Origin of the sequence: Enterobacter sp. A103, assembly GCF_034427535.1 — a bacterium.
Lineage (GTDB): Bacteria > Pseudomonadota > Gammaproteobacteria > Enterobacterales > Enterobacteriaceae > Enterobacter > Enterobacter asburiae_B.
In genome coordinates this window covers 718,960-733,860 of the sequence record NZ_JAXQPQ010000001.1, presented here as the reverse complement: position 1 = coordinate 733,860, position 14,901 = coordinate 718,960, and the positions used below count along the sequence as shown (strand labels likewise).

General features: G+C 53.4%; 22 protein-coding genes. 19 read left to right on the top strand and 3 right to left on the bottom strand.

From position 1 onward, the window contains the following. Positions 1-43 precede the first annotated feature (43 nt). Positions 44-343, bottom strand: coding sequence for a helix-turn-helix domain-containing protein (locus SPH27_RS03580; protein WP_032667448.1), 300 nt, complete (start codon positions 341-343; stop codon positions 44-46). A 120-nt stretch (positions 344-463) separates the two neighbouring features. On the opposite strand from SPH27_RS03580, the gene SPH27_RS03575 reads away from it, so the two are divergent. The 8 genes from SPH27_RS03575 to SPH27_RS03540 all read left to right on the top strand — a co-directional run bounded on the left by SPH27_RS03575 (position 464) and on the right by SPH27_RS03540 (position 5,914). After that, a complete protein-coding gene (locus SPH27_RS03575) occupies positions 464-739 on the top strand; it encodes a regulatory phage cox family protein (RefSeq protein WP_032667449.1) in 276 nt (91 codons plus the stop codon). A 166-nt stretch (positions 740-905) separates the two neighbouring features. After that, positions 906-1,406: a replication protein B gene (locus tag SPH27_RS03570; RefSeq protein WP_180256425.1), complete on the top strand. Its 501-nt coding sequence runs from the start codon at positions 906-908 to the stop codon at positions 1,404-1,406. A gap of 66 nt (positions 1,407-1,472) precedes the next feature. Beyond that, the gene (locus SPH27_RS03565) at positions 1,473-1,691 is read left to right on the top strand and encodes a DUF2732 family protein (protein ID WP_322435607.1); all 219 of its coding nucleotides are present in this window, start codon (positions 1,473-1,475) and stop codon (positions 1,689-1,691) included. 22 nt (positions 1,692-1,713) lie between these two features. Further along, positions 1,714-1,977, top strand: coding sequence for a DUF5405 family protein (locus SPH27_RS03560; RefSeq protein WP_322435606.1), 264 nt, complete (start codon positions 1,714-1,716; stop codon positions 1,975-1,977). A gap of 1 nt (position 1,978) precedes the next feature. After that, positions 1,979-4,294: a replication endonuclease gene (locus SPH27_RS03555; protein ID WP_322435605.1), complete on the top strand. Its 2,316-nt coding sequence runs from the start codon at positions 1,979-1,981 to the stop codon at positions 4,292-4,294. Between the two features lie 207 nt (positions 4,295-4,501). Then, a complete protein-coding gene (locus SPH27_RS03550; RefSeq protein WP_322435604.1) occupies positions 4,502-4,759 on the top strand; it encodes a hypothetical protein in 258 nt (85 codons plus the stop codon). Positions 4,760-5,027: 268 nt separating this feature from the next. Further along, positions 5,028-5,558 (top strand): hypothetical protein, encoded by a 531-nt coding sequence (locus tag SPH27_RS03545; RefSeq protein WP_322435603.1) that lies wholly within the window; start codon positions 5,028-5,030, stop codon positions 5,556-5,558. Then, complete coding sequence (locus tag SPH27_RS03540; protein WP_322435602.1) at positions 5,558-5,914, top strand: hypothetical protein; 357 nt, start codon at positions 5,558-5,560, stop codon at positions 5,912-5,914. The genes SPH27_RS03545 and SPH27_RS03540 overlap by 1 nt, the downstream gene beginning before the upstream one ends. Positions 5,915-6,258: 344 nt before the next feature. On the opposite strand, the gene SPH27_RS03535 is transcribed toward SPH27_RS03540, so the two are convergent. Both SPH27_RS03535 and SPH27_RS03530 read right to left on the bottom strand, forming a co-directional pair. Beyond that, positions 6,259-7,284, bottom strand: a complete 1,026-nt coding sequence (locus tag SPH27_RS03535) for a phage portal protein (RefSeq protein ID WP_322435601.1) — start codon at positions 7,282-7,284, stop codon at positions 6,259-6,261. 1 nt (position 7,285) lies between these two features. After that, complete coding sequence (locus SPH27_RS03530) at positions 7,286-9,055, bottom strand: terminase ATPase subunit family protein (protein WP_322435600.1); 1,770 nt, start codon at positions 9,053-9,055, stop codon at positions 7,286-7,288. A 165-nt stretch (positions 9,056-9,220) separates the two neighbouring features. Here SPH27_RS03530 and SPH27_RS03525 point away from each other — a divergent pair, with 165 nt between their 5' ends. The 11 genes from SPH27_RS03525 to SPH27_RS03475 all read left to right on the top strand — a co-directional run bounded on the left by SPH27_RS03525 (position 9,221) and on the right by SPH27_RS03475 (position 14,895). Continuing rightward, positions 9,221-10,075, top strand: coding sequence for a GPO family capsid scaffolding protein (locus SPH27_RS03525; RefSeq protein ID WP_322435599.1), 855 nt, complete (start codon positions 9,221-9,223; stop codon positions 10,073-10,075). Positions 10,076-10,130: 55 nt separating this feature from the next. Beyond that, positions 10,131-11,198, top strand: coding sequence for a phage major capsid protein, P2 family (locus tag SPH27_RS03520; RefSeq protein ID WP_322435598.1), 1,068 nt, complete (start codon positions 10,131-10,133; stop codon positions 11,196-11,198). A gap of 3 nt (positions 11,199-11,201) precedes the next feature. Then, positions 11,202-11,957 (top strand): terminase endonuclease subunit, encoded by a 756-nt coding sequence (locus tag SPH27_RS03515; protein WP_322435597.1) that lies wholly within the window; start codon positions 11,202-11,204, stop codon positions 11,955-11,957. Between the two features lie 99 nt (positions 11,958-12,056). Then, positions 12,057-12,563, top strand: a complete 507-nt coding sequence (locus SPH27_RS03510) for a head completion/stabilization protein (protein ID WP_322435596.1) — start codon at positions 12,057-12,059, stop codon at positions 12,561-12,563. Further along, positions 12,563-12,766, top strand: a complete 204-nt coding sequence (locus tag SPH27_RS03505; protein ID WP_126498604.1) for a tail protein X — start codon at positions 12,563-12,565, stop codon at positions 12,764-12,766. The genes SPH27_RS03510 and SPH27_RS03505 overlap by 1 nt, the downstream gene beginning before the upstream one ends. Continuing rightward, on the top strand, positions 12,757-12,978 hold the full coding sequence (locus SPH27_RS03500) for a primosomal protein (protein WP_126498603.1): 222 nt from the start codon (positions 12,757-12,759) through the stop codon (positions 12,976-12,978). The genes SPH27_RS03505 and SPH27_RS03500 overlap by 10 nt, the downstream gene beginning before the upstream one ends. Beyond that, positions 12,962-13,471, top strand: a complete 510-nt coding sequence (locus tag SPH27_RS03495; RefSeq protein WP_126498602.1) for a lysozyme — start codon at positions 12,962-12,964, stop codon at positions 13,469-13,471. The genes SPH27_RS03500 and SPH27_RS03495 overlap by 17 nt, the downstream gene beginning before the upstream one ends. Beyond that, positions 13,468-13,893 (top strand): Rz-like lysis system protein LysB, encoded by a 426-nt coding sequence (gene lysB, locus SPH27_RS03490; protein WP_126498601.1) that lies wholly within the window; start codon positions 13,468-13,470, stop codon positions 13,891-13,893. Before SPH27_RS03495 ends, lysB begins: the two co-directional genes overlap by 4 nt. Further along, complete coding sequence (gene lysC, locus SPH27_RS03485; RefSeq protein WP_232964214.1) at positions 13,781-14,026, top strand: Rz1-like lysis system protein LysC; 246 nt, start codon at positions 13,781-13,783, stop codon at positions 14,024-14,026. Before lysB ends, lysC begins: the two co-directional genes overlap by 113 nt. Further along, complete coding sequence (locus SPH27_RS03480; protein WP_126498599.1) at positions 13,989-14,456, top strand: phage tail protein; 468 nt, start codon at positions 13,989-13,991, stop codon at positions 14,454-14,456. The genes lysC and SPH27_RS03480 overlap by 38 nt, the downstream gene beginning before the upstream one ends. Beyond that, positions 14,449-14,895: a phage virion morphogenesis protein gene (locus SPH27_RS03475; RefSeq protein ID WP_126498598.1), complete on the top strand. Its 447-nt coding sequence runs from the start codon at positions 14,449-14,451 to the stop codon at positions 14,893-14,895. Before SPH27_RS03480 ends, SPH27_RS03475 begins: the two co-directional genes overlap by 8 nt. Positions 14,896-14,901 lie beyond the last annotated feature (6 nt).

Genomic DNA, 14,901 nt, shown 5'->3' with positions numbered 1-14,901 from the left:
AAACTCACAGTGCATTTTCTGCACAAATAAGCCCCGTAGATGGTTAGCCAGTTTTCTGGTCTGAGTGGGGTGACGTTGTTGTCTGCTGCCCAAAGTGCGCGAGAGCCGGTGCAATTTGCCCAGCTTCAGGTGTTATTTGATCGGCCATGAACCACAACGTGTACTTTGTGAACCGGGGGTGTTGCAGGATTTTCATGATTTGCTCAACTCCGGGCTTTTTGTCTCCGGACTCATAACCAGCAAGAGAGCTATAGGCTATTCCTGTTAACTCACTGAATTGCCTCTTATTTAATCTCTCTGATTCTCTAATCAGCTTTATCTTCTCAAATACCGGGGTTGACATAGTTACTCCTATGGAAGAATATTGCCCCTATCGGGACGTTTTACTCTTATTGGGTTATCTAGTGAGAGCAATTAAAGCCCATTAAGAGCAATTAATCACACTAAAGGAGAATCGTAGCAGATGAACAACCAGCTTGTAAGTAGAACAGATGCGGTTCCATACCAGGAATTCGCGCGCCTTATTGGTAAAACACCTGCAGCCGTTAAAGGCATGATTGAAAAGGGCAAGCTGCCTGTAGTCGAGATGACTGATCCACAGTCAACTAGTGGACGCGCAGGGGAATATTGGGTTTACCTGCCAGCTTGGAACAAGGGCATGAAGATGGCCTATGACAGCCGCCCGAAGGAAATTAGAGATGGTTGGCTGATGTGGCTCGGATTAGGTGAGCCAGTATGAAGAATGAACCTCGCTGTATCGCACAGCTGCTTCGAAGAGAAAGTCCTAAACCTACCAACTTCACTATCACTCACGGTCGTGGACGTAAGGGCATCATCATCCGAACCCGAAAGCCGGGCGTTATCGAGAAGCTTCGTCGCCTGGTCAAAAAGAGAGGACTGTGGTTATGACGGTAATGACACTTGATGTGATCCAGAAACAACCAACAGCGCTTCGTGGTCTGGTCTGCAAGTATCTGGCTCAGCCTCGCTGGCAAGACACTTGCGATTTTTACAATCAGATGATGGAACGGGAGCGTCTTACGGTTTGTTTCCACGCTCAATTAAAACAGCGTCACTCTGTCATGCGCTTAGAGGAAATGACCGAAGCCGATCGTGAGCGTCTTGTTTGCGCGCTTGATGAATTGAGAAATGCATTCACCCGGTATCGCCAACTTGGCACGTCAAAAGCAACTTTCATCAGCCGCCTGACCGTCAGCCAAAGACGCTCATTGTTTCTTCATGCGGGACTGACAGAGCAGGAATTTATGATGCCGCACTGGCGTTTGAATGAGGAGGACTGTTATTGGCGTGACAAACTTTTCCGCGCTCTGCGAGAGTTGTTCAGCCTTTTTGAGTACGCACCAACCATTTTAACCTCAGTAAAACCTGAGCAGTATTTACATTAATTAATCTGGATTCGTTTTATTACGCGCCTTACAGCGTGGGGACTCCTTTTGTCCGGAGATAGGCAAATGCAAAAACAAAATACAGCGCAGCGGGGGATGTATTCGGCACATCTGGCGCAGGCAGTAAGCGAGGCACAGCGCGACACGGCGACCCGTTTCTCTTCTCAGTTTGACGGACTTATCGCGTACATCAGTAAGTCAGAACTTAATCGCACCGAGATTATCGAGTTATTAGGGCAGGAGTCGGAAAAGTTAAACAACTCAATTTTCGGTAGAGCTGGCTAACCACTTTTAACAGGAAGCAAAAATGAGCATACGCATCGAGATTAATAACCAATACGTCATCACTAGTGACCGCTATCAATTCATTTTGCAGGAAAAAAAGACCGTTACATCCGGGAAGAATGAAGGTAAGGAATGGTTGGACGTTGTGGGTTACTACCCAACTATCCCTAAGCTTATCTCAGGCTTGGTTTTGCATGATCTTTTGACCAGCGATCTTACCGGCTTCTCAGCTTTGGAAGCTCGGATTGAACGCATGGGGAAGCAATGTCTGGACGCTTTTAAATAATATGTCCAACGAACCTCGGGGGCGTGTTGCCCCCTCGCCACCACCACCATTTTTGAAGGGCGCCAGTGATTCATTCGTTGGTGCTTATCCCTGGAATAACGTCACCAAAGAGGCCATTGGCCGCGACAGACCCCTTACACGTGCCGAACTCCGTCAGGTGCAAGGTGTTTTAAACCGGATTGACCGTCTGCCGTTTTTCCTGCAAACGCTGTTTACATCGCGTTATAACTTCATCCGCCGTAAAAAGAGCCCTTTAGGTGGGCTGTATTTCCTTAAAAACACGTTTGAGCGCAAGCTGCTGCCACGTCTTGAGCGTGTTAATGAGCTGTGCGGGATGAATGAAACCGCCTCGATTGGGTTTCTGTCCGAGCGCGACCAGTATGCGCGCTTACCAGATATGAATGACAAAGAGCTCAGGAAATTTGCGGCCAGAATTGCCTCTCAGCTCTGGAGCAAATACGAGGAGTTAAGCGACGCATGGGCGGAGGCTTACGGCGGGAAAGAGACACTTTTCACCGATGAAGCTCAGTCGCACCTATACGGGCAAGTGGCCGGTATTGCTCGCGCATTTAACATCACCCCGATGTTCTGGAAAAAATACCGTAAGGGTCAGATGACGATCCGCATGGCATTTTCCGCTATTTCACGACTGATTAAAGACGAGTGGTGGGTCAACCAGCTCAAGGCGCAGCGGATGCGCTGGCGCGAGGCGCTGTTCATCGCAGCAGGTGAGGTCAACAAAGACCGTTCACCTTACGCAAGCAAAATAGCGATCCGCGATGTTCACGCGCGCCGTCTGGCTAATCTCGAATACCTGAAATCCTGTGAGCTGGAAAACAAAATCACCGGCGAACGTATTGACCTCATAAGCAAGGTCATGGGGAGTATTTCGAACCCTGAAATACGTCGTATGGAGCTGATGAATACTATCGCCGGGATTGAACGCTACGCGACCAGCGTTGGTGACGTGGGAATGTTTATCACGTTGACCACGCCATCGAAGTATCACCCGACCCGTCAGGTTGGCAAAGTTGAAAGCAAAACGGTGCAGCTCAATCACGGCTGGAACGAAACAGCATTCACACCCAAAGACGGCCAGCGCTATCTGTGCCGAATCTGGAGCCTGATGCGTACAGCTTTCAAAGATAACGATTTAGAGGTTTACGGGATGCGCGTTGTCGAACCGCACCATGACGGCACGCCACACTGGCACATGATGCTGTTTTGCAAACCCGGTCAGCGTAAAGCCATTAACGAAATTATGCGTCGTTATGCCCTCAAAGAGGACGGACACGAAAAGGGCGCGGCAAAACAGCGCTTTGAGTCACGCCATCTTAATCAGGGCGGAGCGGCGGGTTATATCGCTAAATACATTGCAAAAAATATCGACGGTTACGCGCTCGACGGCCAGCTCGATAATGACACCGGCAAGCCTCTAAAAGACACGGCCGCAGCCGTCACCGCATGGGCGTCAACATGGCGCATCCCTCAGTTTAAACCGATTGGTCTCCCGACGATGGGCGCTTACCGCGAACTGCGCAAACTGCCACGTGGGGTGAGTATTGCCTGCGAGTTTGACGACAGGGTCGAGGCTGCGCGAGCTGCTGCAGATGAGGGTGACTTTGAGCGGTACATCATCGCGCAGGGTGGGGCAAACATGCCGCGTGATGCTCAGGCCGTCAGGGTCGCCCGTAAGGTGACGGATGAGGTTAACGAGTACGAGGAAGATATCGAGAGGGTGGTCGGTATTTATGCCCCTCATCTCGGGACTGACCGTGTCCATGTAACCCGTACAGCCGAATGGCGTATCGTTCCAAAGGTTTTGGCCGTTGAGCCTTTGACCTTAAAAAGCGGCTCTGCCGCGCCTCGGAGTCCTGTCAATAACTGTGGAAAGCACACCGGCGATGGCGATCCAGTTATGACCCCCACACCGTCTGAGCAAGCCGCAGCGGTGTTAAATCTAATTGATCGTGGGGTTATCGGCTGGAATGAGCCGGACGTGGTGAAGGTGCTTAACGGGGCGTTAAAAGCTGGCACACCGCGCAGAAATCGCCAGCAAAGAAGCAATACGCCGCTCAAAACCAGTGAACAAGCGCCATCAGCTAGGATGACAAAATCCGAAAGGGGTCGCGTCGCAAAAATTCGTTTCGATTTAGCTCAGAAGGGCATTACCCCGGAACGGTGGGAGCTCGATGCGCTGGCGCGTGGGGCAGCGGTGATTTATGGCGAAAAAAAATTCAAATACGCGGCTGCTGACGGGTGGCCGGGGTTTTCAATGCAAGAGGAGTGTAATGAGGGGCAACCACGGCGGATATAGCGACATCAGTAATCCAAAATCATATGCATTCACACCGGTAAACATGCCTAAATGTCGGCCACCATGGCAACCTAAAAACAGCACCGGTTCTTAAACTCGCATTCAGTGCCGGTGGTGTTGAATAACGAGCCCGGCGAGGCGTTAGCATTTCGTCTGCATACCTGCTAAAAATAGTGTATGTATATACAGTGTTTTTTGTGGGGGGCTATGGCGGGTCATGACTTGAATTTTCAAGTGGTCTATCGGGGTCAGACCTTAGAGTATTACCGTCCCGGAGGGTGGGTTTTCTTTCAGCGGCCCAAAGAGTGCGGCGGCGGGTACTGGTTAGGGCGCACTTATGATGGCGTTTTTATGATTGAGTACGAGCGACCGGTATCACTAAATGATGGTATGGATTTTCTGGCCTCAATGAAAAAAGCCGAGGCAAAAAGCGAGGAATTTGACCCGAATTATTCGCTTTTTTAACTGCGCGTGTATCAGGGGCAGAAGTCTGTATTTGCCTTTGATTTCAGGTTGTTGTAGGTAATCTCACAGTATCAGTAAGCTTGTTATCCTTGGTTATGCACAACTGGAGGTCCTCGTGATGAAGTTGAAGGTAAGAAGATGTTTATCGTTGGCATAATTGGAGCGAGAGCCTCTAGGAGCTAGACTGAGCTCATCACGTTGGCTTTTCACTGATTAAGTGAAAGTGATAAGATGAATTTTGTCTGTGAGAAATATTAAGGTTGGTTATATGTATATATATAAAAATGAAATCCTTTCAACGATGGAAAAGGATGAAGGATTTGAAGTTATTAAAGAGTATGATGATGGCGATGATGCTCAAGGAGGAGTCTTAGTTAAGTGGAAAGGCTTTGCGTTTTATATATCGTTTAATGATAAGTTAGCTTTAAATATAAAAAATAATAGTGATGCAGATGATGAGAGGATTTATAGGTCCACTGCCTATGATTTTCAAATTACATTTGTGATGGCTGCGAAAGACTTAAAGGGTGACTCGGTAGCTAAGTATAAAATTGCAAATTTTGCAAATATGAAAACTGACTTGGGGGCGGTTTATATTTATAGGGAAGATGCAGGTGTGTTTGAGGTTGCTGTCAGAAATACAGGTATTGTAAGGTATAAAACTGAAGATCATATCAGGTCTGTTGTTATTAGAATGATTTTGACAGGTTCAATTGCCGTTCAGGAGTTAACCGGGATCATCAATAGTTATATGGATGCTCCTAATGCCTTTTTGGATAGCTGCAAAGGTATTAGTTAATGAAAAAGCACACATTAACTGTTTTTATTTTGACTTTGTTTTTTAATATAATTATTTCTTTTTTGATTGGAGTTAAGTACAAGGCTGCTCTTGAGGCTTATTTGTCATCCTCTATCTACTATCAAATCGTTGTTTTTATTTCTTTGACCATTCCGCTTGCTATTTCAGCAGTGTATGGATGGGTGGCGAAAATGATTCTCATGTGGAGATTTAGCAGATTCAAGAAGAAGGAAATTGATGTTTCAAAACTTGACGAGGAAACGAAGGGTATGTATCAAGCTATGGTTAGCCAAGACATCCCTACAAAAGCACAGGTAAAAGATATGTTCCATGCTTTGAATGATCAATTTAAATAACATTATATTTGTACGTCCTTACAATCTGGTCGTTGTGCATGCATAAGATGCATTTTTTTGCATGCATAACGCTGATATACAATTGCTATCTAACACCTGTACTGGCATGGCTTTAGGCTTCTGATGCATCTGCATTAAAAGCGACCCATTAAGCGGGCAGGCGAGGCGGGGATAGCACTGCGCGCCAGACGTGGTGACGGGATTTATTTTGCGCGTCTGTGCGCGTCGTGGTGGCGTGCTGTGATGTGAAGTCGGTCAAGGTGGTGTCGGGGCGCTTGCGTCGCATGTGCGGCGTCTGGCTTGCTCTGAGGATGTGCCGCCCGGAGGCGGCATTTTGGGCGGGTTTAGTCGGTCTCGATGCTGTAATCCTTAAAGCGGATCACCTCCATCCCTAACCAATCGTTAATCTCTTTAAACCGCTCCTGCAGCGGCGTGAGCTCGTTACGCACAAATACCCGCGCCACCTTCTCGATATCGCCCATTGAGCCGATATTCTCGGGTTTGCCGCCCATTAGCTGGAAAGGTACGCGGTGCGCATCGAGCAGGTCGGCGGCGCTTACCTTTTTGATATTGAAGAAATCATCCTTTGTGGCGACTTCACTCAACGGCACGATCTTGATGCCATCCGGTTTTCCGTTCGGAGCATAGAAAAACAGGTTTTTAAAATTACCGAGCCCTTTCGAGTCCCTCATTGCGGAGCGCAGCGACTCAACGTCAGTGCTGCTCTGCGCCGCGTCGGTCACGTACATGATGTAACCCGCGTGCGCGCCGTTCTGGTAATACTTGCGACGAAACAGCGTGGCGGATTCATTCAGCCAGGCTGAATTTAGCGCGCTCAGGTATTCCGGCATCCCGTAGAGCTCCTGATTGATATCGGGCTCCAGCAAATGGCACACCGAGCCGGGCGCGAACTGGTGCGGGTGCGTGAAGTCCGACACGTACCAGTAAACGCCCTCCTCGACGCCACGGCGGGTGTATTTGGCCGGGGAGGTTTCCAGCTTAAATAGCTGGCCGGTGACGCTCATGCGTTTTTCAAGATAGCCGTTGGCAAAGACCAGATAATCGAGCACAAGGCGGCTGAAATCCTGACGTGAAAGCAACGGATGCGGGATGTAGGTACTCGACAGAATGTTGCGCTTCACGTAAATCGGGGAGCTGTGGTGCACGGCGGCGCGGAGGCTTTTCGCCAGCCCGGAGAAGTTGACCGGCGGCTCGTACCATTTGCCGTTGTTGATGCACTCGACATAGTCGAGGATATCGCGGCGATCCAGAACCGGTGACGGCTCGCCAAAGGTGAACGCCTCCATTTTCTGCGGTGCGCTGGCGGTCATGTTGGTCTGTTTTGGCTGTTTATTTTGGCGTTTTTTCATCTTAGTTAATGTCCAGAATTGAGCTTGATTGCATACCGCTACCTGCGGAAAGCGGCTCGTTTAACAGGGCGTGCATGGTCGCCCACGCGATATCCGCGTGGCTGGCTTCCTCACTGCGGCTGGCTTCATAGGTGGCGCTGCGGCCACTGCTGGTCATGGTTTTGCGGATAGCCATAAATGACTGAGTGATGTCGGTCGCACCGGCGTCATATTCCAGACACCCGCGTCGGATAGTGTCTTTCGCTTTAAGCACCATTGCGGTTTTCATTTCCGGCGTGTAGCGGATGGCGCGCGCTGCCGGGAAGAATGAGCGCACGAGCTGGTAAACACCCTGGCCGATGCCGGTCGCATCGATACCGATATAGTCGACGGTGTATTTTTCGGTGAGCGAGCGGATGGCCTCGGCCTGCGCGGCAAAGTCCATGCCTTTCCACTGGTGGCGCTCAAGGATGCGGAACTTGCCCCCGGCAACCAGCGGCGGAGCCAGTACCGCACAGCCTGCGCTGTCGCCGGTGTGTGACGGGTCATAACCAATCCAGACCGGACGCCAGTTAAACGGACGGTCGGCAAACGGTTCGAAGTCCTCCCATTCTTCCATCGCATCGACCATGCAGCGCTGCAGCTCCTCGAACGGGAATACCGACGCCTTATCGTCGACGAACTCGCACATAAACAGGTTACGGAAGTCATCCGCGCTGTTTTCCTGCTTAAGCTGGTCGAGATTAAACAGGGTGCAGCCCCCGGCGAGCGCGTCCTCGATGGTGACTATCTGCCGCCACTGGCCGTCACCGCACAGCATGCCACCGGCAAGCGCCTGATGGCTGATATCGATGTCGACACGTTCGTCGCGGTTGCTGCGGCCACGGTTAAACAGCTCGCCTGACCAGAACGGGTAAGCGCCGTGCGCCAGCGTCGACGGGGTCGAAAAATAGGTGGTGCGCAGGTGTGACTGCGAGGCCATGCCCGAGGCGACTTTGCGCAGCTTCTGGAAATTGGGGATCCAGAAAATTTCATCGACGTACAGGTCGCCGTTGTGGCTCTGCGCGGTGTTGGAATTGGTCCCGAGGAAAATCAGCTCTGCGCCGTTGTTGCCGATGACAATCGGGTCGCCTGACAGGTCAACGTCGACCAGACGCGCAAAGGCGATGATGTACTTACGGAATACGTAAGCCTGCGTTTTACTGGCTGATAAAAATATCTGGTTTTGCCCGGTTTTAAGGGCGCGCAGGAGCGACTCGCGTGCAAAGTAGAACGTCGCGCCAATCTGTCGGGATTTCAGGATATGACGGATGCGATGCTCTAACCCGGCTTTGTGCCACCTGAGCTGATAGTCAAACGACTGGTCGAAGAAAATCTCTTCCAGCTTCTCGATTGCCTCGTCGCTGAAATAATTGCGTTTTGCCTTTTTGCGATCCCCTTTGTTGCGGCTGGCAATGTTGGGATTTAAATCCACCTCGTTTCCGGTCTGGCCGTAGCGGTTTACGCGCGCGAGGCGCTCCATCTGGCGCGACAGAAAATCAGCGACTTTAAAGTCATGCGCCGTCATGTCGGGCTTGGCGTATATCTGGATGAGTCGCGCCTCTAACGTCGATTCCACGCGGTTAATCGGCGCGGTTTCCTCCCATCCATCACGCTGTTTCCAGCTTTGCACCGTCGGGCGCTTGAGCTGCAGCATGTCGCAGATTTGCGGCACGGCGAACCCCTGCCAGTACAACAGCCGCGCCTGTCGTCGAGGGTCATTGAGCAGTGAAAGGTCAGTTGAAATGGTCATGCTTACCTCGTTTTGATGTCACGAGGCAAGGCTAAGGAAATGGCCGTGTATTATCGCTAAACCCTTGTTGTGTAGGATCTAATCGGATCGTAAGCGGTGGCTGATACGGGTCAGAGTCGGGAAACTAACCCCGACCCGAAAACCCAACATCAGGACACCTGAACAATGGCAAAGAAAGTTTCTAAATGGTTTCGCATCGGCGTCGAGGGTGACACCTGCGACGGCCGCGTCATCAGCGGCGATGATATTCAGGATATGGCCGACACGTTCGACCCGCGCGTCTACGGCTGCCGCATTAACCTCGAACATATCCGGGGGCTGATGCCTGACAGCGCGTTTAAACGTTATGGCGATGTGATCGAGCTTAAGGCGGAGATTATCAGCGATGGCTCTGCGCTCGATGGCAAAAAGGCGCTGTTTGGCAAAATCCAGCCGCTCGATGAGCTGGTCAGCATGGTTAAGGCCGGGCAGAAGGTTTACACCTCCATGGAGATCCGCCCGAACTTTGCCAACAGTGGCAAGTGCTATCTGGTTGGCCTCGCCGTCACCGATGACCCGGCAAGCCTCGGCACGGAATACCTCGAATTCTGCAGCCGCGCCGCGCAGAACCCGCTAGCCGGTAAAAAAGACCAGCCGGACGACGTTTTTTCTGTGGCCTCACTGGCTGAACTGGAGTTTGAGGACGTTCCCGACACCATGCTCAACAGTCTGACCGATAAGGTGAGAGCCATTTTTGGCCGTAAGCAGGCCAGCGATGACGCCCGTTTCGCTGATGTGCATGAGGCTGTCACCACCGTCACCGAGCTGGTGCAAACCAACCTCACCGCCACCGACCAGCGCGTCACTGAGCTGGAAACCGAACTGGCGAAGCTTAAGCAGGACGTGACCAGCAAGGCCGATGAAAGCGCGCAGGCGTTTAATGACCTCAAAAACTCCCTCGATAGCACCGAAAGCCAGCGACAGCCGCGCCGCGAGCGTTCAAAAGGCGGCACGGGCGACGAGCTGCTGACCAACTGCTGATAACCCGCCGGGCGTGCAACCCGGCCTGATACCTATTACCCGAACAGGAATAACCATGCGTAAAGATACCCGCTTCAAATTCAATGCCTACCTGTCCCGCGTTGCGGAGCTGAACGGCGTTTCCACCGATGACGTGGCGAAGAAATTCACCGTCGAGCCGTCGGTCACGCAAACTCTGATGACCACCCTGCAGATGTCATCCGCGTTTCTGACCAAAATCAACATCGTGCCGGTCGACGAGCTGAAAGGCGAAAAAGTCGGGGTTGGCGTTAACGGTACGATTGCCAGCACTGCCGACACCACCGGTGACGACGAGCGTAAAACCGCTGATTTCACCGCGCTGGAGTCTAACAAATACGAGTGCGCGCAGATTAACTTTGACTTCCATATCCGCTACAAACAGCTCGACCTGTGGGCGCGATTCCAGGACTTCCAGACCCGTATCCGCGACGCGATTATCAAGCGTCAGTCGCTCGATTTCATCATGGCCGGTTTCAACGGCATCGAGCGCGCGGCGACGTCTGACCGTGCGAAAAACCCTATGCTGCAGGACGTGGCGACCGGCTGGCTGCAGAAGTACCGCAATGAAGCGCCAGCGCGCGTGATGTCAAAAATTACCGACGAGGAAGGGGTGGTAATTTCTGAAGTGATCCGCGTGGGTAAAAACGGCGACTATGCGAACCTCGACGCGCTGGTCATGGATGCCACCGGCAATCTGATTGACGAGATTTATCAGGATGACCCGGAGCTGGTTGTCATCACCGGGCGTAAGCTGATGGCGGATAAATATTTCCCTATCGTTAACAAAGAGCAGGCAAACACCGAGTCGCTGGCCGCTGACATCATCATCAGCCAGAAGCGAATCGGCAACCTGCCAGCTGTGCGCGTGCCGTACTTCCCGGCTAATGCCCTGATGGTGACGCGCCTCGACAACCTGTCGATTTACTTCATGGATGACGCACACCGCCGCGCCATCATCGAAGAGCCGAAAAAAGACCGCGTCGAAAACTACGAGTCAATGAATATCGACTACGTGGTCGAGGCTTACGCCGCCGGGTGCCTGATTGAAAACATCACGCTCGGTGACTTCACCGCACCTGCTGCACCGGAAGGCGGGGAGTAAGCCATGACGAGTCCCGCAGCGCGTCACATGATGCGGGTCTCGGCCTCTGAAACTGCGCAGCGGGCTGCAGTCCCGCTGCGTAATGCAACTGCCTATGAGCAGATGCTCGTTAAGCTGGCCGCAGACAACCGCACGCTAAAACAAATCAGTTCAAAAGAGCGTAAAGCCGCGAAAAAACGCGAGCTGCTGCCGTTCTATCTGCCGTGGGTGGCTGGCGTCCTCGACAGTGGTAAAGGGGCGCAGGATGACATCGTCATGACGGTCATGCTGTGGCGTCTCGATGCTGACGATATCGCCGGGGCGCTGGAGATAGCCCGTTACGCCATGACCTACGGCCTCACCATGCCGGTCGGTCGCCGTCCGACGCCGTGCCTGCTGGCCGAAGAGGTCACGCTCGCCGCGCAGCGCCTGCTCGCTGCTAAACAGCCGGTCGAACTGGCAAACCTGCTCGACACCATTGCGCTGACGGAGCGCGCGGATATGCCCGATATCGTGCGTGCGAAGCTGCACAAAATAACCGGCTACGTGCTGCGTGAGGCGAAGCAACTGCCGGAGGCGCTGGCGCACCTGCAGCGTGCGATCCAGTTAGAAAGCACTATCGGAGTGAAAAAGGATATCGAGCAGTTAGCGCGTCAGCTCAGGCCAAAACCTGAACCCGCCCCGAAAACCCAAAAGACTAAACCGCGCACGCGCAAACCTGCCGCTAAACCGGCGGCACGGCGCGGGCGTCCACCAAAGGCGGCAAAAGCCGCAGGTTAACCGAGCGCTCCCCGAGCCGGGCGGCACGCCGTTCAATGCGGGTATTCCTTACCCTGACTGCGAACGGCGTCCACCGCCCACCTATTACCCGAGGTTGTCATGACGACGCTGATTATTGAGCCAAAACAAGAGCCGCAGGATGTGCCGGGCGTGGTGATACCGCCACCGGGCGTGAGCGAGCCGGTAATCAAAAACACCCCGTTTTTTCCTGACGTGGATCCGAAGCGCGTGCGGGAGGAAATGCGGTTAGAACAGATCGTTTCCCCCGTGCGCCTGCGCCGGGCGATTAAGACCGCCATCGCGGAGACGAATGCGGAGCTGGGCGAATGGCGCGAGCGTCAGCTCGAAGCCGGTCACGCCACGCTGGCGGATGTCCCGACCGACCAGCTCGACGGCGAGAGCGTGCGCGTTTTCCACTATTTCAACGCCGTGTGTGCCATGACGACCGCCACGCTCTATGAGCGCTTTCGCGGCGTGGATGCGACCGCCAAAGGTGACAAAAAGGCCGACAGTATCGACAGCACTATCGATGAGATGTGGCGGGATATGCGCTGGTCAGTGGCGCGTATCCAGGACAAAGCGCGCTGCATTGTGGGGCAAATCTGATGAAAGCGTATGCGCTGCAGGGCGACACCCTTGACGCGATTTGCGCCCGGAATTACGGGCGAACTGAGGGCGTAGTCGAAACCGTCTTAGAAGCGAATCCCGGTCTGTCCGAGCTCGGCGTCATTCTGCCGCACGGCACGGCAATTGAGTTGCCCGAGACCGACAGCGCGGCCAGAACAGAAACGGTGAATCTATGGGACTGAGCATGGAAAAAATCACCACGTTTATCGCCTACTGGCTGGCCGTTGCGCTGGCGTATCTCGGGGCAATGTCACCCGAAAAGATGGCGCTTTACGTGGGCGGCGGATGCGCCATTTTTACCGCGCTGACGAACTACTGGTTTAAGCGCAAAACCTATCGCTATCTGACGTCACTCGGACTCGATAAGGGGGCTATTCGTGAAATCAATCGTTAAACGTTGCAGTGTGGCCGCAGTGCTGGCGCTGGCGGCGCTAATGCCTGACTTTCGACTGCTTAACACCTCGCCCGAGGGGCTGGCGCTGATTGCCGACCTCGAAGGTTGTCGCCTGACGCCTTACCAGTGCAGCGCGGGAGTGTGGACGTCAGGCATCGGCCACACTGCAGGCGTCGTCCCGAAAGGGGAAATCACCGAACGGCAGGCGGCGGCGAACCTCGTCGCGGATGTGCTGAACGTCGAGAAACGTCTCGCGGTCTGCGCGCCGGTGGAAATGCCGCAGCACGTTTACGACGCGCTGGTCAGCTTCTCATTCAACGTGGGAACCGGCGCGGCCTGCCGCTCAACGCTGGTCTCGTACATCAAGCGCCAGCAATGGCCGCAGGCGTGCGATCAGCTAACCCGCTGGGTTTACGTGAATGGCGAGGTTAACAAAGGGCTGGAAAACCGCCGCGCGCGTGAGCGTGCTTACTGCATCAGGGGAATTCAATGAAAGTGATGTTGTTTTTACTGGCCGCGCTGATGGCGGTTGTGCTGTGGCAACGCCACGAAAACGGCAACCTGACGCGCTCCTTTGAACGGGCGAACAAGGTCGCCACCGAACAAAAAAACGTAATCGGGATGCTGACAAATCAACTTTCCGTTTCGCAGGGGATTGCCAGGCGAAATGAAACCGCGCAGGTCAATTTACGCGGTGAACTGATTGCCGCCGGTGCGATGGCTGTGCGGCGCGAAGAGACTATAACGAGGCTGTTAAATGAGAATGAAACGTTGCGCCGCTGGTATAGCGACAGGCTGCCTGATGTTGTGCGCAGGCTGCACACCCGCGCCGGTTGCACCTCCGCCGGTCATTGTTTACAGCGCCTGCCCGAAGGTGAGCTATTGCCCGATGCCGGAAAGCGACCCGGCCACTAATGGCGACCTGAGCGCCGATATTCGCAGGCTTGAGCACGCGCTCGCCGCCTGCGCGCTACAGGTTGAAACCGTCAAAGACTGTCAGGATAAACTCAATGAAGAAAACACGCAGCCTGCGAGAAGCGCTGATTAAAGCCGTTCCGCAACTGGAAACGAACCCCGAAATGATGCGCATCTTTGCCGATGAGGGCAATATCGATGCGCGTCTCGCGGCCTCGCTGTCGCATGAGAAAATTTATACCCTGAATGTGATCGTGTGTGACTTTGTCGGCGACCCTGACCTGATTTTCGTGCCAGTGGCCGCGTGGCTCAGGGAAAACCAGCCGGATATCTGCACGCTCGATGACGGCCGCAAAAAGGGCTACCGTTTCCAGATGGATTTAAACGACGGAGACAGTGTCGATATTAGCATCAGCCTGCAGCTCACCGAGCGTACCCTCATCAAAGAGGAAAACGGCGCGCTGCACGTTAGCTATGCCCCTGAGCCGCCGCTGCCGGAGCCCGTCACCCGGCCAAAAGAGCTCTATATCAACGGCGAACTGGTGAGCAAATGGGATGAGTGAATTTAAGCCCTTTGACGACAGGCTCAATGGTCTTATTGCTGCCCTGTCACCGGCAGCGCGCCGGAAGCTGGCCGGGGAGATTGCAAAGGCGCTGCGCAAATCGCAACAGCAACGCATCAAACAGCAAAAAGCCCCAGACGGCTCGCCGTATCAGGCGCGAAAGCGTCAGCCTCTCAGGGCTAAGACCGGGCGCATTAAACAGGCGATGTTTCAGAAGCTTCGCACGAGCCGGTACATGAAAGCCACTGGCCGAGAAAACAGTGCGGTGGTGGAATTTACCGACAAAGTGCAACGCATCGCACGCGTCCATCAATACGGACTCAAAGACCAGCCAAACGCTCATTCTAAGGACGTACAATACCCGGGGCGTCAGTTGATGGGGTTTAGGATTGACGACGTAAAAAAAGTAGAAATTTTGTTAATAAAATATCTTAGTTGACTAATA